26 protein-coding genes are annotated in these 23,839 nt (G+C 54.1%); 10 read left to right on the forward strand and 16 right to left on the reverse strand.

The features are described 5' to 3' along the window. Positions 1 to 7 precede the first annotated feature (7 nt). Complete coding sequence (purR, locus tag C7M51_RS05910) at positions 8 to 1,033, reverse strand: HTH-type transcriptional repressor PurR (protein ID WP_160620930.1); 1,026 nt, start codon at positions 1,031 to 1,033, stop codon at positions 8 to 10. A gap of 299 nt (positions 1,034 to 1,332) precedes the next feature. Between purR and cydH the strand changes: the two genes are divergently transcribed. Further along, positions 1,333 to 1,410: a cytochrome bd-I oxidase subunit CydH gene (gene cydH, locus C7M51_RS22725; protein WP_425281005.1), complete on the forward strand. Its 78-nt coding sequence runs from the start codon at positions 1,333 to 1,335 to the stop codon at positions 1,408 to 1,410. Positions 1,411 to 1,472: 62 nt separating this feature from the next. Here the strand turns inward: cydH and C7M51_RS05920 are convergent, their stop codons facing one another. Next, positions 1,473 to 2,309 carry a C40 family peptidase gene (locus C7M51_RS05920; RefSeq protein WP_160620932.1) on the reverse strand — a complete coding sequence of 279 codons (837 nt, stop codon included), beginning with the start codon at positions 2,307 to 2,309 and terminating at the stop codon, positions 1,473 to 1,475. A gap of 358 nt (positions 2,310 to 2,667) precedes the next feature. On the opposite strand from C7M51_RS05920, the gene C7M51_RS05925 reads away from it, so the two are divergent. After that, entirely contained in the window at positions 2,668 to 3,003 is a 336-nt protein-coding gene (locus C7M51_RS05925; RefSeq protein WP_208615362.1) for a Grx4 family monothiol glutaredoxin, read from the forward strand. 66 nt (positions 3,004 to 3,069) lie between these two features. On the opposite strand, the gene rnt is transcribed toward C7M51_RS05925, so the two are convergent. From rnt to eptA, 4 genes are all read right to left on the reverse strand, one after another. Beyond that, on the reverse strand, positions 3,070 to 3,750 hold the full coding sequence (gene rnt / locus C7M51_RS05930; protein ID WP_160620933.1) for a ribonuclease T: 681 nt from the start codon (positions 3,748 to 3,750) through the stop codon (positions 3,070 to 3,072). 101 nt (positions 3,751 to 3,851) lie between these two features. Beyond that, the gene (gene gloA, locus C7M51_RS05935; RefSeq protein WP_160620934.1) at positions 3,852 to 4,259 is read right to left on the reverse strand and encodes a lactoylglutathione lyase; all 408 of its coding nucleotides are present in this window, start codon (positions 4,257 to 4,259) and stop codon (positions 3,852 to 3,854) included. Between the two features lie 132 nt (positions 4,260 to 4,391). Continuing rightward, a complete protein-coding gene (locus tag C7M51_RS05940) occupies positions 4,392 to 4,985 on the reverse strand; it encodes a TetR/AcrR family transcriptional regulator (protein WP_160620935.1) in 594 nt (197 codons plus the stop codon). 38 nt (positions 4,986 to 5,023) lie between these two features. Next, positions 5,024 to 6,658 (reverse strand): phosphoethanolamine transferase EptA, encoded by a 1,635-nt coding sequence (gene eptA / locus C7M51_RS05945; RefSeq protein WP_160620936.1) that lies wholly within the window; start codon positions 6,656 to 6,658, stop codon positions 5,024 to 5,026. A gap of 204 nt (positions 6,659 to 6,862) precedes the next feature. On the opposite strand from eptA, the gene C7M51_RS05950 reads away from it, so the two are divergent. The 3 genes from C7M51_RS05950 (at position 6,863) to slyA (ending at position 9,047) form a co-directional block, all read left to right on the forward strand. Next, positions 6,863 to 7,105, forward strand: coding sequence for a DUF1289 domain-containing protein (locus C7M51_RS05950; protein ID WP_160620937.1), 243 nt, complete (start codon positions 6,863 to 6,865; stop codon positions 7,103 to 7,105). Positions 7,106 to 7,241: 136 nt separating this feature from the next. Then, on the forward strand, positions 7,242 to 7,763 hold the full coding sequence (sodC, locus tag C7M51_RS05955; RefSeq protein ID WP_160620938.1) for a superoxide dismutase family protein: 522 nt from the start codon (positions 7,242 to 7,244) through the stop codon (positions 7,761 to 7,763). 840 nt (positions 7,764 to 8,603) lie between these two features. Continuing rightward, a complete protein-coding gene (gene slyA / locus C7M51_RS05960) occupies positions 8,604 to 9,047 on the forward strand; it encodes a transcriptional regulator SlyA (RefSeq protein WP_167522363.1) in 444 nt (147 codons plus the stop codon). 60 nt (positions 9,048 to 9,107) lie between these two features. On the opposite strand, the gene C7M51_RS05965 is transcribed toward slyA, so the two are convergent. Further along, positions 9,108 to 9,575 carry an outer membrane lipoprotein gene (locus C7M51_RS05965; RefSeq protein ID WP_160620940.1) on the reverse strand — a complete coding sequence of 156 codons (468 nt, stop codon included), beginning with the start codon at positions 9,573 to 9,575 and terminating at the stop codon, positions 9,108 to 9,110. 286 nt (positions 9,576 to 9,861) lie between these two features. Here C7M51_RS05965 and anmK point away from each other — a divergent pair, with 286 nt between their 5' ends. From anmK to pdxY, 5 genes are all read left to right on the forward strand, one after another. Beyond that, positions 9,862 to 10,995 carry an anhydro-N-acetylmuramic acid kinase gene (gene anmK, locus C7M51_RS05970; RefSeq protein ID WP_160623583.1) on the forward strand — a complete coding sequence of 378 codons (1,134 nt, stop codon included), beginning with the start codon at positions 9,862 to 9,864 and terminating at the stop codon, positions 10,993 to 10,995. 4 nt (positions 10,996 to 10,999) lie between these two features. After that, entirely contained in the window at positions 11,000 to 11,308 is a 309-nt protein-coding gene (locus tag C7M51_RS05975; RefSeq protein ID WP_160620941.1) for an MliC family protein, read from the forward strand. Between the two features lie 65 nt (positions 11,309 to 11,373). Next, entirely contained in the window at positions 11,374 to 12,030 is a 657-nt protein-coding gene (pdxH, locus tag C7M51_RS05980) for a pyridoxamine 5'-phosphate oxidase (protein WP_160620942.1), read from the forward strand. A gap of 134 nt (positions 12,031 to 12,164) precedes the next feature. Then, positions 12,165 to 13,439, forward strand: coding sequence for a tyrosine--tRNA ligase (tyrS, locus tag C7M51_RS05985; protein ID WP_160620943.1), 1,275 nt, complete (start codon positions 12,165 to 12,167; stop codon positions 13,437 to 13,439). A 63-nt stretch (positions 13,440 to 13,502) separates the two neighbouring features. Further along, positions 13,503 to 14,363: a pyridoxal kinase PdxY gene (gene pdxY / locus C7M51_RS05990; RefSeq protein ID WP_160620944.1), complete on the forward strand. Its 861-nt coding sequence runs from the start codon at positions 13,503 to 13,505 to the stop codon at positions 14,361 to 14,363. Positions 14,364 to 14,424: 61 nt separating this feature from the next. On the opposite strand, the gene gstA is transcribed toward pdxY, so the two are convergent. The 9 genes from gstA to rsxA form a co-directional block, all read right to left on the reverse strand. Next, complete coding sequence (gene gstA, locus C7M51_RS05995) at positions 14,425 to 15,030, reverse strand: glutathione transferase GstA (RefSeq protein WP_160620945.1); 606 nt, start codon at positions 15,028 to 15,030, stop codon at positions 14,425 to 14,427. 123 nt (positions 15,031 to 15,153) lie between these two features. Beyond that, positions 15,154 to 16,659: a dipeptide/tripeptide permease DtpA gene (gene dtpA, locus C7M51_RS06000; protein WP_160620946.1), complete on the reverse strand. Its 1,506-nt coding sequence runs from the start codon at positions 16,657 to 16,659 to the stop codon at positions 15,154 to 15,156. A gap of 750 nt (positions 16,660 to 17,409) precedes the next feature. Then, a complete protein-coding gene (nth, locus tag C7M51_RS06005) occupies positions 17,410 to 18,045 on the reverse strand; it encodes an endonuclease III (RefSeq protein ID WP_160620947.1) in 636 nt (211 codons plus the stop codon). Continuing rightward, positions 18,042 to 18,731, reverse strand: a complete 690-nt coding sequence (locus C7M51_RS06010; RefSeq protein WP_141174233.1) for an electron transport complex subunit E — start codon at positions 18,729 to 18,731, stop codon at positions 18,042 to 18,044. The genes nth and C7M51_RS06010 overlap by 4 nt, the downstream gene beginning before the upstream one ends. Then, on the reverse strand, positions 18,724 to 19,356 hold the full coding sequence (gene rsxG, locus C7M51_RS06015) for an electron transport complex subunit RsxG (protein WP_160620948.1): 633 nt from the start codon (positions 19,354 to 19,356) through the stop codon (positions 18,724 to 18,726). The genes C7M51_RS06010 and rsxG overlap by 8 nt, the downstream gene beginning before the upstream one ends. A 3-nt stretch (positions 19,357 to 19,359) precedes the next feature. After that, positions 19,360 to 20,418 carry an electron transport complex subunit RsxD gene (gene rsxD / locus C7M51_RS06020; RefSeq protein WP_160620949.1) on the reverse strand — a complete coding sequence of 353 codons (1,059 nt, stop codon included), beginning with the start codon at positions 20,416 to 20,418 and terminating at the stop codon, positions 19,360 to 19,362. Further along, positions 20,419 to 22,575 carry an electron transport complex subunit RsxC gene (rsxC, locus tag C7M51_RS06025; RefSeq protein ID WP_160620950.1) on the reverse strand — a complete coding sequence of 719 codons (2,157 nt, stop codon included), beginning with the start codon at positions 22,573 to 22,575 and terminating at the stop codon, positions 20,419 to 20,421. It lies immediately after the preceding gene. Beyond that, complete coding sequence (gene rsxB / locus C7M51_RS06030) at positions 22,568 to 23,146, reverse strand: electron transport complex subunit RsxB (RefSeq protein WP_160620951.1); 579 nt, start codon at positions 23,144 to 23,146, stop codon at positions 22,568 to 22,570. Before rsxB ends, rsxC begins: the two co-directional genes overlap by 8 nt. Beyond that, positions 23,146 to 23,727: an electron transport complex subunit RsxA gene (rsxA, locus tag C7M51_RS06035; RefSeq protein WP_160620952.1), complete on the reverse strand. Its 582-nt coding sequence runs from the start codon at positions 23,725 to 23,727 to the stop codon at positions 23,146 to 23,148. Before rsxA ends, rsxB begins: the two co-directional genes overlap by 1 nt. Between the last annotated feature and the right edge of the window lie 112 nt (positions 23,728 to 23,839).

Here is a 23,839-nt window from a genome sequence, read left to right on the forward strand (position 1 = left end):
GGAACAATTAACGGCGATAGTCGCGGAACGGACCGTCGATAACCGAGCGACGCTCGATCAGCGTAGGATGCACTTCAATGGTGTGCGATACCTCGCGTTTGTTGACGATACGATCTAACAGCATATCGAAGGCGGCCTCGCCCAGCTGCTCTTTTGGCTGATGCACGGTAGTCAGCGCTGGCGTGAAATAGCGGGCGTTGCGTACGTTATCGTAGCCGATGACCGAGATATCCTGCGGTACGCGCAGGCCCATCTCATCTGCTGCGCAAATGGCGCCCATCGCCATAATATCGCCGCCGCAGAATACTGCGGTGGGACGCTGCTTTTGCGCCAGAATCTGCTGCATGGCGCGATAGCCCGATTCCGGTTCGAAGTCGCCCTGTACGATCCATTCATCGCGTACGGTAACGCTGGCTTCGTTCATCGCCTTCATAAACCCGGCCAGTCGTCCGCCGCCGGTGTTGCGCTCCATCTGTCCGGGAATAACGCCGATGTCGCGATGGCCACGCTCGATCAGATAGCGCCCGGCGATATAGCCGCCTTCAAAGGCGTTATCCAGCACGGTATCGGTAAAATCACCGCGTGATTCGCCCCAGTCCATGACTACCATCGGAATGTTGCGGTTCTCCTCAAGCATTTTTAACAGCGCTTCAGGGTATTCAGAGCACATAACCAGCAAACCATCCACGCGCTTTTGCGCCATCATCGACAGGTAAGCCTGCTGTTTTTGCAAATCGTTATGGGCGTTGCCCAAAATCAGGGTATAGCCCTGTGCGAAACAGCGCGTCTCTATGGTCTCAATAATTTCAGCAAAATAGGGCGCTTCGCTGGAGGTCGCCAGCAGGCCAATCGACTTGGTGTGGTTAACTTTCAGGCTGCGCGCTACCGCGCTTGGTGAATAGTGTAGTTCCTTGATTGCTGCCCACACTGCTTCACGGGTATCTTCCGCGACAAAACGGGTCTTATTGATGACGTGTGATACCGTCGTGGTAGAAACGCCGGCACGCTTCGCGACATCTTTGATTGTTGCCATTAAAAAATAACTCCTGCGCCTATCATAACAGGTTGATAAGCCTGATGTTAAACGTTTGCGTCCCCATAGCGTAATTCAGCGTACCTGGCGATTGTCGTTATGCTGGCTGAGGTACGTCTGGCGGGCGGGACGTCTTTATAAAAAGGGACTAACAGCGGCAGTTGACCGCTGTTGCGCAACGCAAAGCGGGGATTCTACCAAGCTGGCGCAAAGAAAACGAGATTTTTACCGACGAGTATGGGAAAATCAATCCCTCATTTTTTTTGTGGTTAATAAGGGAGGGCGGATTGAGCACGGATTTGAAGCTGGCATTATGTACCGCCGCCGCAGCGCTGTCGTTGATTCTTGCGTTCAGCCTCACTGCTGCAACGCATTAGGGAAAAGCCTCAGTAATAAAAAAAGCCTGTCATCAGACAGGCTTTTTTTATTGCGCAACTGCTTAGCGAACGGTTCTGGGCGTCATCACCCGGCGTGCGCCAACATAATGCCGCTGCCAGTAATCATCGCTCAGCTGGCTAATCTGAATATCTTTACCGGTACGCGGTGACTGAATAAAGCGCCCGTTACCGAGATAAACACCAACGTGATCGGCAGCGCCGCGGTTAGTAATGCGGAAAAAGACCAGGTCGCCTTTTTCCAGCGCCCCACGGCTTACCGGAGCAGCATCGCGCAGGTGATACATCTCATTGGCGGTGCGGGGAATCTTAAATTTCAACACGTCTTTATAGGCATACCAGACCAGACCGCTACAGTCGAAGCCGGTATGCGGCGAGGAACCGCCCCAGAGGTAAGGTTTACCCAGCTGATTCATCAGCTTATTCATTGCCGTTTCACGCGCCCGTTGATAACGCTCACGGTGCGCTCTGGTCAATACCAGCGGCCCGTGGGTCGCGTCAGTGAATTCAACTTCATCATGATGCAGTTCACCACGGTGATGTCCATAGCGCAACTTAGCCGTTTTGATACTGCTCATTTTTGCGCTGCCGCTTTTGGCAGCGGTGACAGTAGCCGCGTGGTGACCTACCTTTGTCAGCCTGGCACTGCCGTTTTTCACCGGCTTGCTTTTCTTATTCAGCTTGCTTTTTTCAGCCGTCGTCAGGCGGGATTTTTTGCTGGTGGTTTTTACCGGGCGACGTTTGCGCCGTTCATCTTCACGGGCGCTCTTTTTATCAATTTTATGCTGGCTGGCCTTAACCGGTGCCTGTGGAGAAGCCTGCGCAACGTTAAAAAACAGTTGAGCAAAGGCCAGCATAAAAAGCGCAATCAGTAAACGCATGGCGTAGCTACAATAAAGGCGCGATAAGCGCGCAAAGTTAAACATATTTCTGTCGTAACGACAGACCCCTGAAGGCCAATTCTAATCTAACTTTTTCTGAAAAGGTAAAGCTTTTGCAGTAGATTAAACTTTAATTGCATTAAGATGTAAAAATAAGCGGAAACAGGCGCTTATCCCAACGAAATTATTACCAGTTATTAATTAGTTTCCATTTTAGCGAAGTGACAGCAGCGTCGATTTTCTGTGCAATTTTTATTGGTTTCCCTGCCAGTATTAACCTTACAGAAAATGTCGTTTTCAGTGACCCGTTACAGTCGCTACAATCATCTGACACGAAGCAAGCTATTTAAGGAAGGCAATTATGAGTACTGTTGAAAAAATTCAGCGCCAGATCGCAGAAAACCCGATCCTGCTGTACATGAAAGGTTCGCCAAAGCTGCCAAGCTGTGGTTTTTCTGCTCAGACGGTTCAGGCTCTCTCTGCCTGTGGCGAACGCTTCGCCTATGTGGATATCCTGCAAAATCCTGATATTCGCGCAGAGCTGCCGAAATATGCTAACTGGCCGACCTTCCCTCAGCTGTGGGTAGACGGCGAGCTGGTTGGCGGTTGTGATATCGTCATTGAGATGTTTCAGCGCGGCGAACTGCAAACGCTGATTAAAGAAACCGCCGAGAAGTATAAAGAAGCAGAATAAGCTTCAGCGCAGCATAATTAGCAAGGGGCACCCGGAGTGGTGCCCTTTTTTATTGCCTGATACGAACTATTTTTCCGCCGTCAGCATATTCTCGACAGACATGTCTTCTTCTACCGGCAGCGGTGGCCAGCCGCCCAGCCGTTTCCAGCGGTTTACCAGTTCGCAAAAAAGCTCGGTGGTGCGCTCGGTATCATACAGCGCGGAGTGCGCCTGGCTGGCGTCAAAGGCGATACCGGCTGCCTTGCAGGCTTTTGCCAACACCGTCTGACCAACCACCAGGCCGCTAAGCGCAGCGGTATCAAAGGTGGCAAACGGATGAAAAGGGTTACGCTTCAGGCCAACGCGCTCGGCGGCCGCCATCATAAAGCTGTGATCGAAATTGGCATTATGGGCCACCATAATGGCGCGATTGCAGCCGCAATCTTTCAGGCCTTTACGAACCTGCTTGAATATTTCGTGCAGCGCATCATATTCACTGACGGCACCGCGCAGCGGGTTATGGGGATCGATGCCGTTGAACGCCAGCGCTTCGGGTTGTAAAACCGCGCCTTCAAAAGGCTCGACGTGAAAATGCAGCGTCTGGTCACGCTGTAGCCAGCCGTCGGCATCCATCTTCAGCGTGATAGCGGCGATTTCCAGCAGCGCATCGGTTTTAGCATTAAACCCGGCGGTTTCCACATCAATAACTACCGGATAAAATCCGCGAAAGCGGTCAGATAACGCATTCAGTTGTTTCGATTCAGACATCAGCATCTCATTGGCGAAAAATTGCAGCGCGTATTATGGCAAATTTCGCCGCAGCTTGCAGCAGCCGGAAAAAGAAGGGCGTCCGCAGACGCCCTGAAAACTTACTGGCCGAGCCCCTGTCCCGCCTGTTTATTTTCAATCAGTTCGATTTTGTAACCGTCCGGATCTTCCACGAAGGCGATAATGGTACTGCCGCCTTTGACCGGGCCCGCTTCACGGGTTACGTTGCCGCCAGCCTGACGAATTTTTTCGCAGGTTGCCGCAACATCATCCACGCCCAGCGCGATGTGGCCGTAAGCGTTGCCCAGATCGTATTTTTCCACGCCCCAGTTGTAGGTCAGTTCAATAACCGCGCCTTCGCTTTCATCGCTGTAGCCAACGAACGCCAGACTGTATTTATACTCCTGATTTTCGCTTTCACGCAGCAGGCGCATGCCCAGTACACGCGTATAAAAATCGAGGGAGCGCTGCATATCGCCAACGCGCAGCATGGTATGAAGTAAGCGCATAGTTTTCTCCTGAAAAAAGAGTGTCATCATCCGATAACGGTCAAAAAAGCGTAGTACAAACGTGCGATTCAGGGGACGGAACTGGGAGGACAAAGAAATAGACCAGTCGTCTTGAAGCGCACGTTTTTTAATTTAGCTGGACGGCAACAGCTGTAAAATTGCCGCCAGCGCATGGGTTAACGCGCTGCCGTCACGACGTATCTTGCTCTGTAAACTGGCACCCAGCCAGAGCGAGTAGAGCGTCTGGGCCATCACATCTGGATCAAGGCTGAACGGTAATGCGCGCTGAGCTGCCGCGTTGCGTAATACCGATGCCAGAATCGCCGTTTGTGCGGCTGCGCCGCGTTCCAGCGCCAGCCGCATCTCTTCAGAGAGATCGCACACTTCCGCCGAAATTTTTACTGCCAGACAATTTTCTATGTGACCGGTTTCGCGAAAGCGCTGCTCGGCCTGTTGATAATAGCGCAGTAAACGTTCCCGTGGCGTATCCTGATGGCTGGCGAACCAGCCGGACATATCCTGTTGCAGAGCGCTGAAATAGCGTTCAAGCATCGCCACGCCAAAGGCTTCTTTCGAGCGAAAATAGTGGTAAAACGATCCCTTCGGCACGCCAGCCCGGCTGAGCAGTTCGCTCAGGCCCATGCCGGTAAAACCGCGCTGTAAACAAAGCTGCTCGCCGATAGCGAGCAGATGTTCACGGGTATCTTGTCGGGTCGTTTTACTCATAGCGTTCAGAGTAATAGACCAGTTGGTCTAATGCAACCCTACTGCGTCTGACAGTTTTTCAACAGATCGCGTCCCGGCTGATAGAGAGCGGTTTGAATATTCATCATCCCCAGCAGCGTATGGAACACGTTGTCCTGCGATATCTCATCCTGTTGGGCATGCTGGCGCAGACATTTTTCGTTGATGCCAAAAGTACGGGCATAGTCGGCGGAGAGCCACATCAGGAACGGTATGTGGGTCTGCTGACTGGGCGCGAACAGATAAGGCGCGCCATGCAGATACATCCCATGTTCACCCAGCGATTCACCATGATCGGACAGGTAGATTAGCGCAACGTTAAACCGGCTCTGATAGCTTTTCAGTAAATCGATGGTATCGCTCAGCATCGAATCGGTATAAAGCAGCGTATTATCATAGGTATTCACCAGCGCCTGATGATCGCAGTCCTGAATCTGTTTGCTGTCACAGGTGGGGGTAAACTGGCGCATTTCCGGCGGATAGCGCAGGTAGTAGGCGGGGCCGTGGCTGCCCATCTGATGCAGTACCACTACCGTGTCGTTATTGACGCCATTAATGTAATTCGCCAGGCGGTGCAGCAGAACTTTATCCAGGCAGTAATCGCTTTGGCAGAGCGACTTCAGCTTCCACAGGGTCATATCCGTGTGGGGGATACGATCGCAGACCCCTTTACAGCCGCCATCGTTTTCTCGCCACATCACATTGACGCCAGCGTGCGCCAGTACATCCATCAATCCTTCCTGATGGCGCGCCAGGTTCGCATCATAATCAGCGCGCGGCATGCCGGAAAACATGCAGGGTACGGAGACAGCCGTTTCGGTACCGCATGAGGTGGCGTGCGGATAGTAGATGACGTTTTGCTGTTTCAGCCTGGGATTTGTTTCACGCTCGTAGCCACCAAGCGAGAAATTCTCCGCCCGTGCCGTTTCGCCCACCACAAATATCACCAGCGTTTTTTTCTGTGCGGCCTGAATCAATGGGCCTTTATGGGCGTCCTGACCGATACGTACCAGCGCCTTATTGCCCTGTAGCCAGCGGTTGTCAACGTAGTGAATGGCACCGCTTATCACGTTCGGTGGCGTGACCATTTTCACCAGCCCCTTATTATTGCGAAACAGCGAGGCGTAATCTTTATACATCAACACCGCGATCAGCAGGATCAGCAATGCCGAGCCGATGCACCAAAGCGCGCGCATCGCCAGCGCAAACCACCAGGGATGCGGCTGACGTATACGAATCAGCACGATAACAACTGAGGGCAGCACGCCCATCAGCAGCATCCAGATAATATATCTGGGGCTCAGCAGAGCAGTGGCTTCCTGCAAATCCGTCTCGAAAACGTTCTGCACCATATTGGTATCGATAACCGTACCGAAGCTGTACATAAAATAGTTAGCCGCTGCACCGCACAGCAGCAAAATAATTAACAGCGGCTTACCTATCCACGGCAAAATCAGCAAATTAAAAATCAGCATAAAGGCGCAAAATAGTACCAGCGGAACAGAAGCGATAAACAGGTAATCCTGTAGCTGATCCAGCGGTGTCCTTTCAGCCGCGCGGATAATAAACATACCGTTAAGGATGAAAGTGAAAAACAGGGCGCAGATAGCCAGAAACAGGGATTCACTACAGCGAAACGTTTTTAGTTGCAGCATAATTAAATTTAACTAAAGAATTTGTCTTCAGCTTAGCGGATAAAAATTAATAAAACCTTAACGGATGCAGACATGCGATCTTCAGACATCTGGCGCTACCTAAAACGGTGAATTAGCCGCGCTGGCAGACACTTTTGCTACGGTTAGCTTGCACTTCAGGCTGAAGCTGGCTTCAATGAAAGATGCGGTTAAACAGGAGGCAATGTGGCGGAGCAGCTTGAATTTTTCCCGGTGCCAAGCCCGTGCCGTGGCATCTGTCAGTCAGACGAGCGCGGCTATTGCCGTGGCTGTATGCGTAGCCGCGACGAGCGCTTTAACTGGATGAAATATAGCGATGCGCGTAAGCGTGAAGTATTGCGGCTTTGTCGTCAGCGTTATTTGCGTTTGCACCGTGCGGATAAAGCATCTGAATCGGCGGAAGCGCCGCAGCAGCCTTCACTTTTTTAACGCCGGACGGTCGTTAGCGTGGATGAGCGTCTATCGTGTCGTAAAGAAACGCAAAAACGCTGGCATACAGCGGCTGAAAAGGCCGTTTCTGTCCATGCTGTAAGAGGATAAACGGAATTAATTCTCAGGAGGTTAAATGAAACGTTACGGTTTAGCAGCGCTGGCGCTGCTGATAACAGGCTTCGCGCAGGCAGCCAGCCAGCAGGTGACGCTGCATAATGTGACCAGTGATGGTATCGGTGAGTCGGTTGGCACCGTCAGGATTGATGAAACCCCGTTGGGCCTGACGTTTACGCCCAGCCTTTCTCAGCTGCCGCCGGGCGTGCATGGTTTCCATGTGCATGCTAATGGCAGCTGCGCGCCAGCGGTCAGCGAAGGTAAAAGCGTGCCTGCCGGTGCGGCTGGTGGACATTTCGATCCGCAGAACAGCGGCAAGCATCTTGGCCCGTGGGGAGAAGGTCATCTCGGCGATCTGCCCGCGCTGTACGTGACGCAGGAGGGATCTGCCAGCTATCCGGTACTTGCACCGAGGCTGAAAAAAATCAGCGACATTTCCGGCAGGGCATTGATGTTACATATGGGGGGTGATAACCACAGTGACACGCCACAACCGCTCGGTGGCGGTGGCGCACGCTATGCCTGCGGCGTCATTAAATAATTTCCTGACGGCCTGCTTTTCGCCTTATTATCCACGCTGACGCGTCGGTCTCTATTACCTGAAGATCGGCGTCGTCTATTAGCGATTTCGTTGTACGCGGCGTCAGTTGTATAAACGCTGCTGTACGACAAAGGGAAAAAAATCGCATTTTTTGCACGCTTCAGAACAATTCTTTGTTCATCATCAGCAATTTGCCGCTTTGTCACAGGTAATCTTCTATCAGTAAAGTTCTGTTTGCTGGCGCTTATCCATTCAGGATTTTTAACGGAAGTTTTGAGGCGAAGCTCATTGTTGTAATGAACGATCTCGGCATGATTACCCACGCGGAAAGGTTTTTTGGAATGGAGAAAATAAGCCGCCGCGATAACAATGGGTATCGGGTTCGTTAACTAAGAGAATCGATGCCGCTGACAACGCTGTTCCTGGCCTTGTACCAGCGATCTTCGGCTGACCTGTCGCTATGTTTTCAGGGAAGCGTTGACGCTGAGAGCGGGGAACGGAATAGCGTTATTACTATTATCCAAAATGGCGTTCGGATGCGATGCATTCTTTTATCGACGCGGACAGCACGATGTCCGTCTGCTATGCATAGAAAGCGCGATTTTTATTTAGCGACGTAGATTATTAGCAGGCTCTTATCACAACTGGTAAACATTCGGAATGAATAAACAAAAAGCAGGCAGAGGATTTTGACGGGTTTTGCCCTGGCTGCGCCTTGCGAAGCGCCCTGGAACTGGCGTAGGGCTTTTCATCAGGGGAGGCTGCAATTGAGTTTTACCCTGGAAACTCGCAGAATAGACTAAAATCATGCTTGATTGCTAGCAAGCTAATTATAAGGAGATGAACTTGGATACGCCATTAGGAACGGATTTGGCACGCTTAGTGCGCATCTGGCGTGCACTTATCGATCAACGTCTTAAACCGCTGGAACTTACTCAGACACATTGGGTTACTCTGCATAATATTCATCAGCTGCCTCCTCATCAGTCTCAGATTCAATTGGCTAAAGCGATCGGCATCGAGCAGCCTTCGCTGGTGCGTACCCTTGATCAGCTGGAAGATAAAGGGCTGATTGTGCGCTGTACCTGTGCTAACGATCGGCGAGCAAAACGCATTAAGCTGACCAAAGCCGCAGAACCGGTTATCCAACAGGTAGAACACGTTATTGATGCCACCCGTGACGATATACTGTCAGGTATTTCGAAGCGCGAAGTCGATCAGATGATTACGTTGGTTGCCCGGTTGGAAAAGAATATTGTCGAGTTGCAGAAAAAAAGTGAATAGCAACAACGATGAAAAAACCGACGCAACGCGCGTCGGTTTTTGTTGTGTCGTACAGCGCGATTATTGTGGGGAGACGGTAATCTGGCTGCCGTTTGACGCCAGCATCACGCGCTGCCCAACGGAATAACGGCTGGCTGTCTGTTTCTGTACCACCAAAATGGTGTTGCCGTCATCTTTACGAATGCCCAGTTCCACACCATCCGCTTTGTTAATGGCTCCCTGAACTCCCTGACCCGCCATGCCGCCCAGAATTGCGCCACCAGCCGTTGCCAGGCTGCGTCCCGCACCGCCGCCAACGGTATTGCCTAAAAAGCCGCCAAGCACCGCGCCGCCAATTGCACCGATAACGTTATTCTCATCGCCACCCTGAATTTTAACCGGACGTACGGAGACAAGCGTACCGTAGCTGACATTCTGTACCTGTTTGGCTTCACTGGCGCTGTATACGTCGCCAGAAAGCGTATCCGTATTAGTACAGCCTGCCAGCGTCATGCCAGCCAGCGCCACGACAAATAAACGCTTAATCATATAAAGCTCCTTTCATGATTGTTGACTGCATCGAAAAGGCAGCCATAGATAGTTCATTATATGGCATAACCTCCGTCTGTTTCAGCCCGCTGTAAATCAGACGATGGCAGAGCATAGACCGCGATGGGTAAACAAAATTTCAATAGTACCGGGAAAATATTATACCCGAATCTGAAAACGCCGTGTTGTCTATAAAAAACAATAATTAATCATAGAATTACCCGCTGGTTTTTGCCAGGCTGTAACCACTCTGACGGCTTTTTCCGCGAGGAAGTAAGGTAACGTGATGAAATCGGGACGCTATATAGGCGTAATGTCCGGCACTAGTCTTGATGGCGTAGATGTGGTGCTGGCGGCCATTGACGAGCAGGTAGTGGCGCAGCAGGCAAGTTACTGTCACCCTGTGCCACAGGCGTTGCGACAGGAACTGCTGGCGATTAATCAGGGGCAAAACCTGACGCTTTCACAGCTTGGACGGCTGGATACGCGACTGGGGCGTCTGTTTGCCGAAGCGGTGTTGACCCTGATGCAACAGCAGAATCTGAAGGCGGAAGATATTGTTGCTATTGGCTGCCATGGGCAAACCGTCTGGCATGAACCGCTGGGCGATGCCCCCTGTACGCTACAGATTGGTGATAATAATCAAATCGCTGCCGCTACGGGCATCACGGTAGTCGGCGATTTTCGTCGGCGGGATATGGCACTGGGCGGGCAGGGCGCGCCGCTGGTGCCCGCTTTCCATCAGGCGTTGCTGATGCATCCGCAGGAGCGACGTATGGTGCTGAATATCGGCGGCATCGCTAATCTTTCGCTGTTGATCCCCGGCAGGCCGGTTGGCGGCTATGATACCGGACCGGGCAACATGCTGATGGATGCCTGGGTCTGGCGTCATTGCGGGCTGCCGTATGATAAAGAGGGTGCCTGGGCCAGCAGCGGAACGGTGATTGTGCCGCTGCTGAAGCAGATGCTGAGCGATGCCTGGTTTTCTCTGCCTGCGCCTAAAAGCACCGGCAGAGAATATTTTAATGCAGGCTGGATCGAGCGGCAGTTGGGATATTTTCCCGGCCTGGCACCGCAGGATGTGCAGGCAACGCTGCTGGAACTGACGGCGGTTACCGTCAGTGAACAGGTGCTGCTGAGCGGTGGTTGCGAGCGGCTGCTGGTGTGCGGCGGCGGCGCACGGAATCCGCTGTTGATGGCGCGGCTGGCAGCGCTGTTAGCCGGTACGGAAGTATTAACCACCGATGCGGCGGGCATCAGCGGTGATGATATGGAGGGCCTGGCCTTTGCCTGGCTCGCCTGGCGTACCCTGAACGGCCTGCCGGGCAATCTGCCGTCGGTCACCGGCGCACGTGAAGCAAGCGTACTGGGCGCTATCTATCCCGCTAACCGACCACAATCTTCAACGTATGCCGGGTGAAAATATGCGTAAAACATCGGTCTTACTGGCTATGGTTCTGCTTTCTGGCTGTGGGTTGAATAGCGGTCAGCGCAATACGGTTAAGGTACAGCACTATCTTTGCGGAACGTTGCCGCTAACGATCGCCCTGAGCGAGCAGCAGGCGCAGTTTATTATGGATGGTCAGCCGCTGACGCTGCAACGCCAGCCTTCTTCTTCCGACACGCTCTACGCCAATGATAGCTGGCGTCTGCGCATGGAAGGCACCAGCGCCTCGATTGAACGCAACCGGCGGATTATTGTTGCTGACTGTCAGCAACAAACGCAGGGTTAACGCGTTGAATTTGAGAAAGGTGAGGCGCACAATAATCTTACCTTTTTTTAGGGGTAAACCCGGTTATGAGTGAAGAAGAGAGTTTGCAACAAATCGCCCATCTGCGACGTGAATATACCCGTGGCGGCCTGCGCCGCAAAGATCTGCCTGAGCAGCCGCTGGAACTGTTTGAGCAGTGGCTGCGTCAGGCCTGTGACGCCCAGCTTCCCGATCCTACCGCGATGTGTGTGGCGACGGTCGATCAACAGGGGCAGCCTTATCAGCGCATCGTGCTGCTGAAGCACTACGACGAGCGCGGCCTGGTGTTTTATACCAATCTCGGCAGCCGCAAGGCGCAACAGCTGGCTGAAAACCCGCGCGTCAGCCTGCATTTCCCCTGGCACTTCCTTGAACGTCAGGTGATGGTGCTGGGGCAGGCGGAAAAACTTTCCATGCTGGAAGTGATGAAATATTTCCACAGCCGCCCGCGTGACAGCCAGATTGGTGCCTGGGTATCGCAGCAGTCGAGCCGTATTTCGGCGCGTGGCGTGCTGGAAGGCAAGTTTTTAGAGCTGAAGCAGAAGTTCAGCCAGGGCGAGGTGCCGTTGCCGAGCTTCTGGGGCGGCTTCCGCGTGCGTATCGATGCGATGGAGTTCTGGCAGGGCGGCGCGCACCGTCTGCACGATCGCTTCTTCTACCAGCGTGACGGAGAAAGCTGGAAAATCGATCGTCTGGCACCCTGAATCAATTAAATATCCGCTGTGGTGCTGGCGCTGATGGCAACAGCGCTTTATTCTATACGCCTTCATTTTTCTCCGCACCTCAGCGGAAAGCTGTGTACCAGCATAGGTGCAGTCGTTACAACATGGAGTCTTTAATGACCAGCAGTAACCTGATTAAACAATTGCAAGAGCGGGGCCTGATCGCCCAGGTAACGGACGAGGATGCGTTAGCAGAGAGGCTGGCGCAGGGGCCAATCTCTCTCTATTGCGGCTTCGATCCCACCGCAGACAGCTTGCATTTGGGCCATCTGGTACCCTTGCTTTGTCTGAAACGTTTCCAGGATGCGGGGCATAAACCGGTTGCGCTGGTAGGTGGCGCCACGGGGTTAATTGGCGATCCAAGCTTTAAAGCGGCTGAGCGCAAGCTGAACACCACCGAAACGGTAAACGAATGGGTGGAAAAAATCCGCCAGCAGGTAGCGCCGTTCCTCGATTTCGACTGTGGCGACAACAGCGCGATTGCAGCAAACAACTATGACTGGTTCGGCAGCATGAACGTGCTGACTTTCCTGCGCGATATCGGTAAGCACTTCTCTGTTAACCAAATGATTAACAAAGAGGCGGTGAAGCAGCGCCTGAACCGTGAAGATCAGGGGATCTCTTTTACCGAGTTCTCTTACAATCTGCTACAGGGTTACGATTTCGCCTGTCTGAATGAGCGCTACGGCGTGGCGCTGCAGATTGGCGGCTCCGATCAGTGGGGCAATATTACCTCCGGTATCGATCTGACGCGCCGTCTGCATCAGAACCAGGTCTTTGGCCTGACCGTTCCATTGATCACCAAATCTGACGGCACGAAATTCGGTAAAACCGAAGGCGGCGCGGTCTGGCTGGATGCGAAAAAAACCAGCCCTTATAAATTCTATCAGTTCTGGATCAATACCGCCGATGCAGACGTTTACCGCTTCCTGAAGTTCTTCACTTTTATGAGCATTGACGAGATCAACGCGCTGGAAGAAGAAGATAAAAACAGCGGTAAAGCGCCGCGCGCCCAGTATGTTCTGGCGGAGCAGGTCACCCGTCTGGTGCATGGCGAAGCCGGGCTGATGGCCGCGCAGCGTATCACCCAGAGCCTCTTTTCCGGTAGCCTGAGCGATATGACCGAAGCGGATTTCGAACAGCTGGCGCAGGATGGTATGCCAACGATTACGCTGGACGCCGACGCCGATCTGCAACAGGCGCTGGTGACGGCGGAGCTGGTGCCGTCACGCGGTCAGGCGCGCACGATGATTAATTCAAATGCGGTAACGGTTAACGGCGAAAAACAGTCTGATGCGGAATATCGTTTCAGCGACAGTGATAAATTGTTCGATCGTTTTACGCTGTTGCGTCGCGGTAAAAAGCACTACTGCCTGGTGTGCTGGAAATAAAAAAGTGTTCTAAAGGCCGGTTCTACCGGCCTTATTTTTTGGTAAGGTTTGACAGGCTCAACTATGAAAAACATTCTCGCTATTCAATCTCATGTCGTATTTGGTCACGCCGGTAATAGCGCGGCGGAATTTCCCATGCGTCGCATGGGGGCCAACGTCTGGCCGCTCAACACCGTGCAGTTCTCCAACCATACGCAATATGGACAATGGACAGGGACGGTAATGCCGGCGGAGCATCTGACCGATATTGTGAAAGGTATTGCGAATATCGACCGGCTAAAAACCTGTGACGCGGTCCTGAGCGGCTATCTCGGTTCCGCCGAACAGGGCGAACAGATTCTGGAGATCGTTCGTCAGGTAAAAGCTGCAAATCCTGATGCCTGGTACTTCTGCGATCCGGTCATGGGACATCCGGAAAAGGGTTGTATTGTGGCACCGGGTGTGGCGGAGTTTCATTGCAAAGCCTCATTACCGGCTAGCGATATTATCGCGCCGAATCTGCTGGAGCTGGAAATGCTCAGCGGCGGCAGCGTGGCAAACGTTGAGGAAGCCGTGACAGCGTCACGTAAGCTGATCGCACAAGGGCCGAAGATTGTGCTGGTGAAACATCTGGCGCGCGCCGGGCGCCGCAGCGATCGCTTTGAAATGCTGCTGGTTACCGCGCAGGAAGCCTGGCATATCAGCCGTCCCCTGGTGGATTTCGGCGTGCGCCAGCCGGTTGGCGTAGGCGATTTAACCAGTGGGCTGTTATTGGTGAACCTGCTGAAGGGCGAAGCATTAAAACCAGCGCTGGAGCACATTACCGCCGCAGTCTATGAAGTGATGCTGAAAACCCATGAAATGGGCGAGTATGAGTTACAGCTGGTGGCGGCGCAGGATCTGCTCGTTCAGCCACAGCATCATTTCGCAGCGGAAAGACTTTAATCACTTCCGGACCGTCGCCGGAAAAGGAAAGAAGCGGGACGCGGAAGCGCCCCGTTGCGTATCAGGCGAGACCTTCCGCCTTCAGGGCGGCGACAACCGCCGGACGTTCTGCTACACGCGCCTGCCATGCCGCCAGCGCCTGAAAAGCGCTGAGATCCAGCCCTGTCACCTTCGCCCAGCGTGCCACGACAAACAGATAGGCATCCGCCACGCTAAAACGTGTACCGGTCAGCCACTGCTTATCGCGCAGCGCCTCATCCACATAGCGAAATTTCGCCATCAGCTGCTCACGCTGTTGCGTTTTATAAGCTTCCGGCGTATCGGGACGGAACAGCGGAATGAAGGCCTTATGCAGCTCGGTAGAGATGTAGCTCAGCCACTCCAGCGTATGGTAGCGCGTCAGGCTGCCGGTGGGTGCCAGCAGCTGACGATCGGGTTTCTGATCGGCGAGATATTGAATAATCGCCACCCCTTCGGTTAACAGCGTGCCATCATCCAGCAGCAGCGCCGGAACCTGGCCCTTGGGGTTGATCTGCAAATAGTCTTCACCGCGTTCCGTTTTTTTGGTCGCCAGATCGACATTGACCTGGGTGAAATCGAAGCCGCACTCGCGCAGAATAATATGGGGAGAGAGGGAACAGGCTCCTGGCTTGCTAAACAGTTTCATACAATGCTCCTTGTTTGCATGGGGATTAGAGCCATCCTACTGCGGACGGCGGCAAATGTCAGCGTAAGAAAAGTATAAAAAAAGCCGTCACGAGGACGGCTTTCACAGGCAGTACAAGCTTGTTTAGCTGTGGTTTTCAGCGGCCTGTTTCGCCACCGCTTCATGGTCAACCGTCATACGGTTAAGCAGCGGGGCGGTCAGCAGCATCAGCACCGCAATTACCGCAGTAACGATACCAATCTGCTGGAATACTTCGCTGTAAGTATGCAGTGATTCCAGCGGGTCAGTAACGTTTTCCGGTACGGCCATCAGGTTAGCCACTTTACCGGCAATCATCGCCGCGCCGGCGGTAGTCAGGAACCAGGAGCCCATAATAAAGCCCATCAGACGCTGTGGCACCAGTTGGGCCACCATAGCCAGGCCCAGGCCGGAGATCATCAGCTCACCGATACTTTGCAGCGCATAGCTCAGGATCAGCCAGCTTACCGGTACAATGCCGAGTTCGTTGGCGAATTTTGCGCCCAGCGGCAGCACCAGGAAGGCAACGGAGCAGAGCACCATACCGATGGCAAATTTGTGCGGCATCGGCAGACGATCGCCCATCTTGTTATACACCGCAGCCAGAATCGGGCTGGCAACCATGATCCAGAACGGATTCAGTGCCTGATACTGCTCAGGTTCGAAGGCGATACCGAAGATGGTGTGCTCAACATTGCGAATCGCAAAGAAGTTCAGCGAGGTCGGCATTTGCATATAGAGAACGAAGAAGACGATAGCTTCTACCATCAGCAGGAAGGCCACGATCATTTTACGACGCGCCGCGCCTTTCAGGGTGAAGGTCTCTTTAGCAAACACCACAACGATGCCCAGAGCGATGACGCCCAGCACGATACGAGCAATATCCTGATGATGCAGCAGCCAGGTGGCAATGGCGATCAGCACCACGACACCGACGATGGTCGCCAGCAGTTTACCCGCCTGCAACGGAGCGAAATCGGGTTTGGAGCCGTAATCTTTCACCATTTTCTGACAGAGCAGGAAGTTAATCACGGTAATCGCCATGCCGACAACCGACAGCGAAAACGCGACGCTCCAGCCATATTTAGCCGCCAGCCATGGGGTCAGCATCATCGAGATCAGCGAGCCGACGTTGATCGACATGTAGAACATGGTGAATGCGCCGTCGATACGCGGATCGTCTTTGTCGTAGCAGGTGGAGAGCAGGGAGCCAGGGTTGGCTTTAAACAGTCCGCTACCCATCGCGATGGTCGCCATGCCGATATAGACGATAGAGACATTATGCCCGGACCAGGCGATCAGGCCGTAGCCGACGCAGAGTACCAGCGCGCCGAGAATAATCACGCGTTTGGTGCCCAGCACTTTATCGCCCAGCCAGCCGCCGATGGCCGTCAGACCATAGACCAGCGCGCTGAAGGATGAGAAAAGCGTAATGGAGTCAGCTTCGGACATCCCCAGTTGTTTAACCAGGTAGACCGCCATAATGGCCTGTAGGCCGTAATAGCCGAAACGCTCCCAAAGTTCGATCGAAAAAATCAAATAGAACGCTTTAGGCTGTTTGAACGCATTGAGGCTTACTGCCTCATCAGTGTGTTTGTTTGCTGTAGACACTGTTACCTCTGTTGTTTCAACCTGATTTTCACCAGGAAATAAGACCACGTCACAGGCGAAACCCGCGCACGGTTCTGTAATAAAATCGGAAAAAACGGCGGTTAATTTCGCTTATCCCGCCACGAGTGGCAAGCGTTTTTTTATTTCCTGAAGATCGTAAAAGATATAGGGTTAAAAATAAGAGTCGCGTCTGTTAAACAGTGTTAAGTGTTGTGGCCTAAATCTTTAGCAGAATAATATGCCAGTTTAAATTCTTTAAAGGCCTTAAAAGTGCAATTATCTGCTGATTACTCATCCAGCGATATCTCTCATATCATTTGACTGATAATGCAGAATAAATGACTGAATAATGCACGATAACCGCGCTTTGTTCAGGATTTATAACGGCTTGCAGCGAAAATTTTCCAGCTGTTATGCATGGCGTGAGCGAGATCACGTTTTAAAACAATAATTTAAGCGGAAAAATAACCCATCCGGGTAAGCGAGCAGGAAAATCGCGCCGGACAAAGTTCACTCTGGTGAACGATTTGTTAAACCGTCACGAATTAAAGGGCGACGAGCCGCAGGCAAACAGGAGAATAGTGTTAATTATTGCGTTGAAAATAATTTTTTATAGAATCATCCTGGATGCTATAAAAAGGCGATCGTCAGCCTGACAGTAAAGCAGATGTCAGTAACAAGAGCGCAGGAAAAAAGACCCGGAACGCAACGACTTCCCCTGACTGGATCCGCCGCCGCGATTCAGCAAAGTTAATTTCCGACTTTCTCTTTATATTCACAGAGATCTTCAATCAGGCAGGAGCCGCAGCGTGGCTTGCGCGCAACGCAGGTATAGCGTCCGTGCAGTATCAGCCAGTGATGGCAGTCAACTTTAAACTCTGTTGGCACCACTTTCAGCAGCTTCTCTTCTACCTGTTCAACGTTTTTGCCCGGAGCAAAGTTGGTGCGGTTGCAGACGCGGAAAATATGGGTATCAACGGCAATGGTTGGCCAGCCGAAAGCCGTATTCAGCACCACGTTAGCGGTTTTACGTCCGACGCCAGGCAGCGCCTCAAGCGCCGCACGATCTTCCGGTACTTCACCCTGGTGCTTTTCCAGCAGGATGCGGCAGGTTTTAATCACATTCTCCGCTTTGCTGTTATACAGGCCAATGGTTTTAATGTATTCCTTCACGCCTTCCACGCCGAGCGCCAGCAGGGCCGCAGGCGTATTCGCAACCGGATAAAGCCTGGCGGTCGCCTTATTGACGCTGACGTCAGTCGCCTGCGCCGAGAGCAGAACGGCAATCAGCAGCTCAAACGGCGAATTGAAATTAAGCTCGGTAGTGGGATGCGGGTTATTAGCCCGCAAACGTGACAGGATTTCGTAACGCTTCTCTTTATTCACACCGCTTTCCCGGTTTGTCCCTGTGGCAGATCGCGTCGGGCCGCAGCGCGTGCCTTCAGCCTCTGATCGAGAATATATTTCGCCGCCAGCATCATGCCGAGGCCGATAAATGCGCCCGGTGGCAGCATGGCCAGCAGCATCGGTGCATCAAAATGTACCACTTCCACCCGCAGCACTTTGGCCCAGGGGCCCAGCAGCTGATCGGCACCGTTAAAAATGGTGCCGTTGCCGATAATTTCACGCATTGAGCCCAGCACGAACATGGCGCTGGTGGCTCCCATACCGATAGCAAAACCGTCGAGCGCGGAAAGGGGAATGCTGCTTTTGGAAGCGACCGCTTCGGCGCGTCCCACCACGATACAGTTTGTCACGATCAGCGGGATAAAAATTCCCAGCGACTGATAAAGTCCGTAAGCGTAGGCGTTAATCAACATCTGTACGCAGCTGACCACCGACGCGATAATCATTACGTAGATGGGAATACGGATTTCTGACGGCACCCAGCGACGCGAGGCGGAGATAGCGCTGTTAGTGATGGTCAGCACCAGCGTGGTCGCCAGGCCGAGACCGAGCGCGTTGGTAGCGGTAGAGGTCACGGCCAGCAGCGGGCACAGGCCCAGCAGCTGTACCAGCGCGGAGTTGTTTTTCCACAGCCCGCCGATCAATAAATTCTTAGCTTCACTCATTAGCATCTCCACAGTCGGGTAGCGAAGAGAGTTTCTTCGGCAGCGTTTCAATCAGTAAGGTGGTGCGTTTGGCCGCGTTAACCACCGCGCGTGGCGTAATAGTAGCACCGGTAAACTGATCGAAGTCACCGCCATCTTTTTTCACCGCAAAACGGGCGTCATTCGCGCCGTGTAGCTGCACGCCGCTGAAATAGGTGATCCAGTCGGAGATACGCAGTTCAATCTTATCACCCAGCCCTGGCGTTTCGTGATGTTCCACTACGCGCACGCCCAGCACCTTACCCTGAAAATCGGCACCCACCAGCATCTGAATCGCGCCAGAATAACCGTCGGGCGCGGTGGTCTCAAGCGCTGCCGCTACCGGCTGATTCGCTTTACGTGCGATATAAAGCCGATGCGGTTTATCGTTCCCCAACAGGCTATCCGTGACAACGTAACATTCTTTCTGCATAACATTGTCATACAGCGCTGGCGGGACGACCTGATCCAGCAGCAGCTTCTGCTGCACCGACGTCTGGTGTGCAATTGTCGGTTTGGTGACCGCGTTGATCACTGCCGTCAGGCCGGTTGTTACGGCGGCAAACAGTGCCAGAGTCACGCCATTTTTACGAATGGTATCCAGCATGGTTTACTCCTTGCGATGGCCGTAAACGCGCGGCTGCGTGTAATAATCGATCAGCGGCACGCAGATGTTTGCCAGCAATACTGCAAAAGCAACGCCGTCCGGGTAGCCGCCGAAGCTGCGAATCAGCCATACCAGCAGGCCAATCAGCACGCCGAAAATCAGCCGCCCTTTATTGGTGGTGGAGGCGGTAATCGGGTCGGTCGCAATAAAGAATGCGCCGAGCATGGTTGCGCCGGAGAAAAGATGAATCAGCGGTGAGGCGAGCGTGTCCGGCGAGAAAATCCAGCCCAGCGTGGCGCAGAACGTCAGCGAAAGCAGGAAACTGACCGGGATATGCCAGCGAATCGCTTTCTTCAGCAGCAGAAACAGCCCGCCCAGCAGGAAGCCGATATTCACCCACTGCCAGCCGATACCGGCGATAGCGCCGCCGAAAATCGGCTGCGCCAGCAGCTGTTCCGCGCTGTGACCGGCGCGCAGTCCGGTTTTAAAGGTATCGAGCGGTGTTGCCTGGCTGACGCCATCAACGCCCAGCTGTAGCTGCTGCATGGTTTCACCCGCCAGCGTGTGATGGGTAAAGATCATGCTCAACGAATCCAGCAGGCCAGGCGTCACCGCCTGCAACGCCTGCGGCGGTAGCCAGCTGGTCATCTGCACCGGGAAAGATATCAGCAACACCACATAACCGATCATCGCCGGATTAAACGGGTTTTGCCCCAGGCCGCCATACAGCTGTTTGGCAATGATAATGGCGAAGGCGGTGCCAATGACAATCAGCCACCAGGGCGCGAGCGGCGGCAGGCTGACGCCGAGCAGCAGGGCAGTAAGCAACGCTGAATGATCGCCAAGGTTAGCCAGAATCGGCTGCTTGCGCAGATGCAGAATAGCCGCCTCGGTGCCCCATGCGGTCAGCGCTGCCAGTACTACCTGAATCAGGTTGCCGTAGCCGAAGAAATACCACTGCGCCGCCATGCCGGGAATCGCCGCCAGCAGCACCAGCATCATGATGCGGCTGGTGGCCCGATGGTTATGGGTATAAGGGGAACTTGCAATACGAAAAGCCATTTATTCCTCGAAGCTTGTCTGCTGCTGTGCTTTACGCGCCTTAGCGCGCGCAACGGCGGCGGCTACCGCAGCTTTACGGCGATCTTCCGTATCTGCCTGCGCCAGTTCTTCCGCCTGGGGTTGTTGTTCTGCTTTTTTCGCTTTGGCGCGCGCAATTGCCGCTGCAATCGCGGCCTTGCGGGGATCGACCGGCTCAGCTTCGGTTACCGCAGGCGTTTGCGGGGCGGTTGCCGCCGTGGCCGGGACGCTGTGGCTTTCCGCTGCATCGCCTGCCTCTGCCTGCTGTTTTTCCGCCGTCGCCTGCTGCGCCTTCTTCGCTTTGGCGCGGGCGATCGCCGCCTGCACTGCGGCTTTGCGCGGATCGACCGGCACATCAGCCGTTAATGGCTCGCCGCCAGCCGCTTCAACCGGCTCAGCCGTCGCCTGCTGTGCTTTTTTCGCTTTGGCACGGGCGATAGCCGCTTCTACCGCCGCTTTGCGCGGATCGGTTGCGGCTTCAGCAGCAGGCGACAGCGGGCTGGCGCGCTCCGCCTGTTTTTCTGCCTGACGGGCGCGCGCCATCGCTTTACGCGCTTCCCGCTGGGCAATAATGGCGGCGTTATCTGGTGTAGCGCCTGCCTGAACATCAATCGGGGCTTCGGCAGCTTTTTTCGCTTTTACCCGCTCCAGCGCGGCGGCGATTTCATTCTGCTCGCTGGTGCTGACTTTGCGTTTTGCCTGAGCATGACGCGCTTCACGTGCCAGCTTCTCGCGCTCCAGGCGTGCCTGACGCGCTTCAAAGCGCGCCTTTGCTTCGGCGGTGCGTTTTGCTTCCAGATCGATAGCACGCAGCTCGGCTTTCTCCTGGCGATAATATTGCACCAGCGGAATATTGCTGGGGCAGACCCAGGCACAGGCACCGCACTCAATGCAGTCATCAATATGGTAGGCGCGCGCTTTGTCGTGATCGGCACCCTGGCTGTACCAGTAAAGCTGCTGAGGCAGCAAGTTTGCCGGGCAGGCATCGGCACAGGCGCTACAGCGTATGCAGGAGAGCTCAGGCTGTGGCTCGCCCATTTCGCCTGGCGACGGTGCCAGCAAACAGTTGGTGATTTTCACCACCGGCACATCCAGCGCGGGCAGGGTAAAGCCCATCAGCGGGCCGCCCATAATCACCATCGGCTCTGGCTGCGGCTGGAAACCGGCATGCTGAAGCAGATGGCTGACTGGCGTACCGAGGCGTCCCCAGACGTTGCCCGGCGTGGCGATGGCTTCGCCGGTCAGCGTTACCACGCGTTCGGTCAGCGGCTCGCCGTCGATAATCGCCCGCTTCACCGCCCGGGCGGTGCCGACGTTCTGCATCAGCACGCCAATATCAGACGAACGTCCGCCGTGCGGCACCTCTTTGCCGGTAAGAATTTTGGTCAGCTGCTTTGCGCCGCCGGAGGGATATTTCGTTGGGATAACCCGCAGCTGCAGATCATTCGTACCAGCCAGCGCCTGTTTCAGAGCGGCAATCGCTTCCGGTTTATTATCTTCGATGCCGATCAGCACGCGCTCCGCCTGTAATACCCAGGCAAGGATCCGGCTGCCCGCGATCACTTCATCGGCGCAATCCTGCATCAGCCGATCGTCAGCGGTAATATAAGGCTCGCATTCGGCGGCGTTAATGATCAGCGTGCGCGTAACGTTCAGTCCGCCTTTTAGCTTGCTTGCGGTGGGAAAGCCCGCGCCGCCCAGACCTGCCACGCCCGCCTGGTGAATCCGGTTAATGACCTCTTCACGCGACAGCTGGCGATAATCGCTTACGCCCTGGCGTTCAATCCAGCGATCTTCGCCATCGGGACGGATAATGACCGACATTTCCGGCAGACCGGACGGGTGTGCGGTAATGTGCGGTGTAATAGCTTCTACCGTACCGGACGTGGGCGCATGTACCGGCAGCATCCGGCCGCTACCGAAGGTGAGCGGTTGGCCGCGCAGCACCTTATCGCCGGGCTGGACACAGAGTTCGCCTTCGTTACCAATATGCTGTTTCAGCGGAATGATAAAACGATCCGCTAACGGCAGCTGACGCAGCGGCGTACCGCTTGACTGGGTCTTCATCTCCGGCGGATGAATACCGCCGTCAAAATCCCAAATCTTATCTTTATGAAAAAATTTCAGAAGGTTAAGCATGGCTTTCCACAGGAATGACCCGAACCGGGATCGTATGCAGATCCCATTTCCAGTTGGCCGTGGTGGTGGCAACCGGGCGCATTTCAATACAGTCGGTTGGGCAGGGCGCAACACACAGATCGCAGCCGGTACAGACATCGCTCAGTACGGTGTGCATGGCGCGCGTGGCACCAACAATGGCATCTACCGGACAGGCCTGAATACACTTGGTGCAGCCGATGCAGTTGGCCTCATCGATCCAGGCAACGGTGCGTACCGGCTCTTTGGCGTTTTCGTCGCCGTCCAGCGGCTGCGGTTCGATATTAAGCAATCCCGCCAGCTTCAGCATGGTCTGCTCGCCGCCGGGCGCGCATTTATTGATCGCTTCACCATTGTTGCCTACCGCTTCGGCGTAAGGGCGGCAACCGGCGTAACCGCACTGTCCGCACTGGCTCTGTGGCAGGATTGCGTCGATCTGTTCAACGATAGGATCCGCTTCCACTTTGAAACGGCGTGAGGCATAGCCCAGCAGCCCACCGAAAACCAGGCTGAGGGCACTAATAGCAATAATAGCTATCCAGATAGCGGACATCAGAATTTCACCAGACCGGTAAAGCCCATAAACGCCAGCGCCATCAGGCCAGCGGTGATTAGGGCGATAGAAGAACCTTTAAACGGAGCCGGAACGTTTGCCAGCACCAGACGTTCACGCATACCGGCAAACAGCACCATCACCAGCGAGAAGCCCAGCGAAGCGCTGAAGCCGTACAGCGCCGCCTGCAAAAACGTATGGTTGAGGTTAACGCTCAGCAGCGGCACCGCCAGCACCGCACAGTTGGTGGTGATCAGCGGCAGAAAGATACCCAGCAGGCGATAGAGCGCCGGGCTGGTTTTACGCACCACCATTTCGGTGAACTGCACGGTTACGGCAATTACCAGGATATAGGCGAGCGTACGCAGATAAACCAGATCCAGCGGCACCAGAATCAGGTGATTCACCAGCCAGGCGCAGATTGAGGCCAGCGTAATAACGAAGGTTGTCGCCAGACCCATGCCGATAGCGGTTTCCAGCTTTTTGGAAACGCCCATAAAGGGGCAAAGGCCCAGAAACTTCACCAGAACGAAGTTATTCACCAGCACGGTGCCAATAAAGAGAAGCAGGTAATCGGTCATGGTCTCGTCCGGGATTACAAAAGGTGCTTATTATCAGCCATTCCCCGTGCTATCACAACGTTACGTGAGCGCCGGAAAACGCCAAAAGCACTCATGATTAAATTGATGTTGA

Origin of the sequence: Mixta intestinalis, assembly GCF_009914055.1 — a bacterium.
GTDB classification, from domain to species: domain Bacteria; phylum Pseudomonadota; class Gammaproteobacteria; order Enterobacterales; family Enterobacteriaceae; genus Mixta; species Mixta intestinalis.

What these genes read in the sequence shown, in the direction of transcription:
- purR (WP_160620930.1), bottom strand. Translation starts at nt 1,033, where the DNA reads ATGGCAACAATCAAAGATGTCGCGAAGCGTGCCGGCGTTTCTACCACG.
- C7M51_RS05920 (WP_160620932.1), bottom strand. Translation starts at nt 2,309, where the DNA reads ATGCGTTTACTGATTGCGCTTTTTATGCTGGCCTTTGCTCAACTGTTT.
- rnt (WP_160620933.1), bottom strand. Translation starts at nt 3,750, where the DNA reads ATGTCTGAATCGAAACAACTGAATGCGTTATCTGACCGCTTTCGCGGA.
- gloA (WP_160620934.1), bottom strand. Translation starts at nt 4,259, where the DNA reads ATGCGCTTACTTCATACCATGCTGCGCGTTGGCGATATGCAGCGCTCC.
- C7M51_RS05940 (WP_160620935.1), bottom strand. Translation starts at nt 4,985, where the DNA reads ATGAGTAAAACGACCCGACAAGATACCCGTGAACATCTGCTCGCTATC.
- eptA (WP_160620936.1), bottom strand. Translation starts at nt 6,658, where the DNA reads ATGCTGCAACTAAAAACGTTTCGCTGTAGTGAATCCCTGTTTCTGGCT.
- sodC (WP_160620938.1), top strand. Translation starts at nt 7,242, where the DNA reads ATGAAACGTTACGGTTTAGCAGCGCTGGCGCTGCTGATAACAGGCTTC.
- slyA (WP_167522363.1), top strand. Translation starts at nt 8,604, where the DNA reads ATGAACTTGGATACGCCATTAGGAACGGATTTGGCACGCTTAGTGCGC.
- C7M51_RS05965 (WP_160620940.1), bottom strand. Translation starts at nt 9,575, where the DNA reads ATGATTAAGCGTTTATTTGTCGTGGCGCTGGCTGGCATGACGCTGGCA.
- anmK (WP_160623583.1), top strand. Translation starts at nt 9,862, where the DNA reads ATGAAATCGGGACGCTATATAGGCGTAATGTCCGGCACTAGTCTTGAT.
- C7M51_RS05975 (WP_160620941.1), top strand. Translation starts at nt 11,000, where the DNA reads ATGCGTAAAACATCGGTCTTACTGGCTATGGTTCTGCTTTCTGGCTGT.
- pdxH (WP_160620942.1), top strand. Translation starts at nt 11,374, where the DNA reads ATGAGTGAAGAAGAGAGTTTGCAACAAATCGCCCATCTGCGACGTGAA.
- tyrS (WP_160620943.1), top strand. Translation starts at nt 12,165, where the DNA reads ATGACCAGCAGTAACCTGATTAAACAATTGCAAGAGCGGGGCCTGATC.
- pdxY (WP_160620944.1), top strand. Translation starts at nt 13,503, where the DNA reads ATGAAAAACATTCTCGCTATTCAATCTCATGTCGTATTTGGTCACGCC.
- gstA (WP_160620945.1), bottom strand. Translation starts at nt 15,030, where the DNA reads ATGAAACTGTTTAGCAAGCCAGGAGCCTGTTCCCTCTCTCCCCATATT.
- C7M51_RS06010 (WP_141174233.1), bottom strand. Translation starts at nt 18,731, where the DNA reads ATGAGTGAAGCTAAGAATTTATTGATCGGCGGGCTGTGGAAAAACAAC.
- rsxG (WP_160620948.1), bottom strand. Translation starts at nt 19,356, where the DNA reads ATGCTGGATACCATTCGTAAAAATGGCGTGACTCTGGCACTGTTTGCC.
- rsxD (WP_160620949.1), bottom strand. Translation starts at nt 20,418, where the DNA reads ATGGCTTTTCGTATTGCAAGTTCCCCTTATACCCATAACCATCGGGCC.
- rsxC (WP_160620950.1), bottom strand. Translation starts at nt 22,575, where the DNA reads ATGCTTAACCTTCTGAAATTTTTTCATAAAGATAAGATTTGGGATTTT.
- rsxB (WP_160620951.1), bottom strand. Translation starts at nt 23,146, where the DNA reads ATGTCCGCTATCTGGATAGCTATTATTGCTATTAGTGCCCTCAGCCTG.
- rsxA (WP_160620952.1), bottom strand. Translation starts at nt 23,727, where the DNA reads ATGACCGATTACCTGCTTCTCTTTATTGGCACCGTGCTGGTGAATAAC.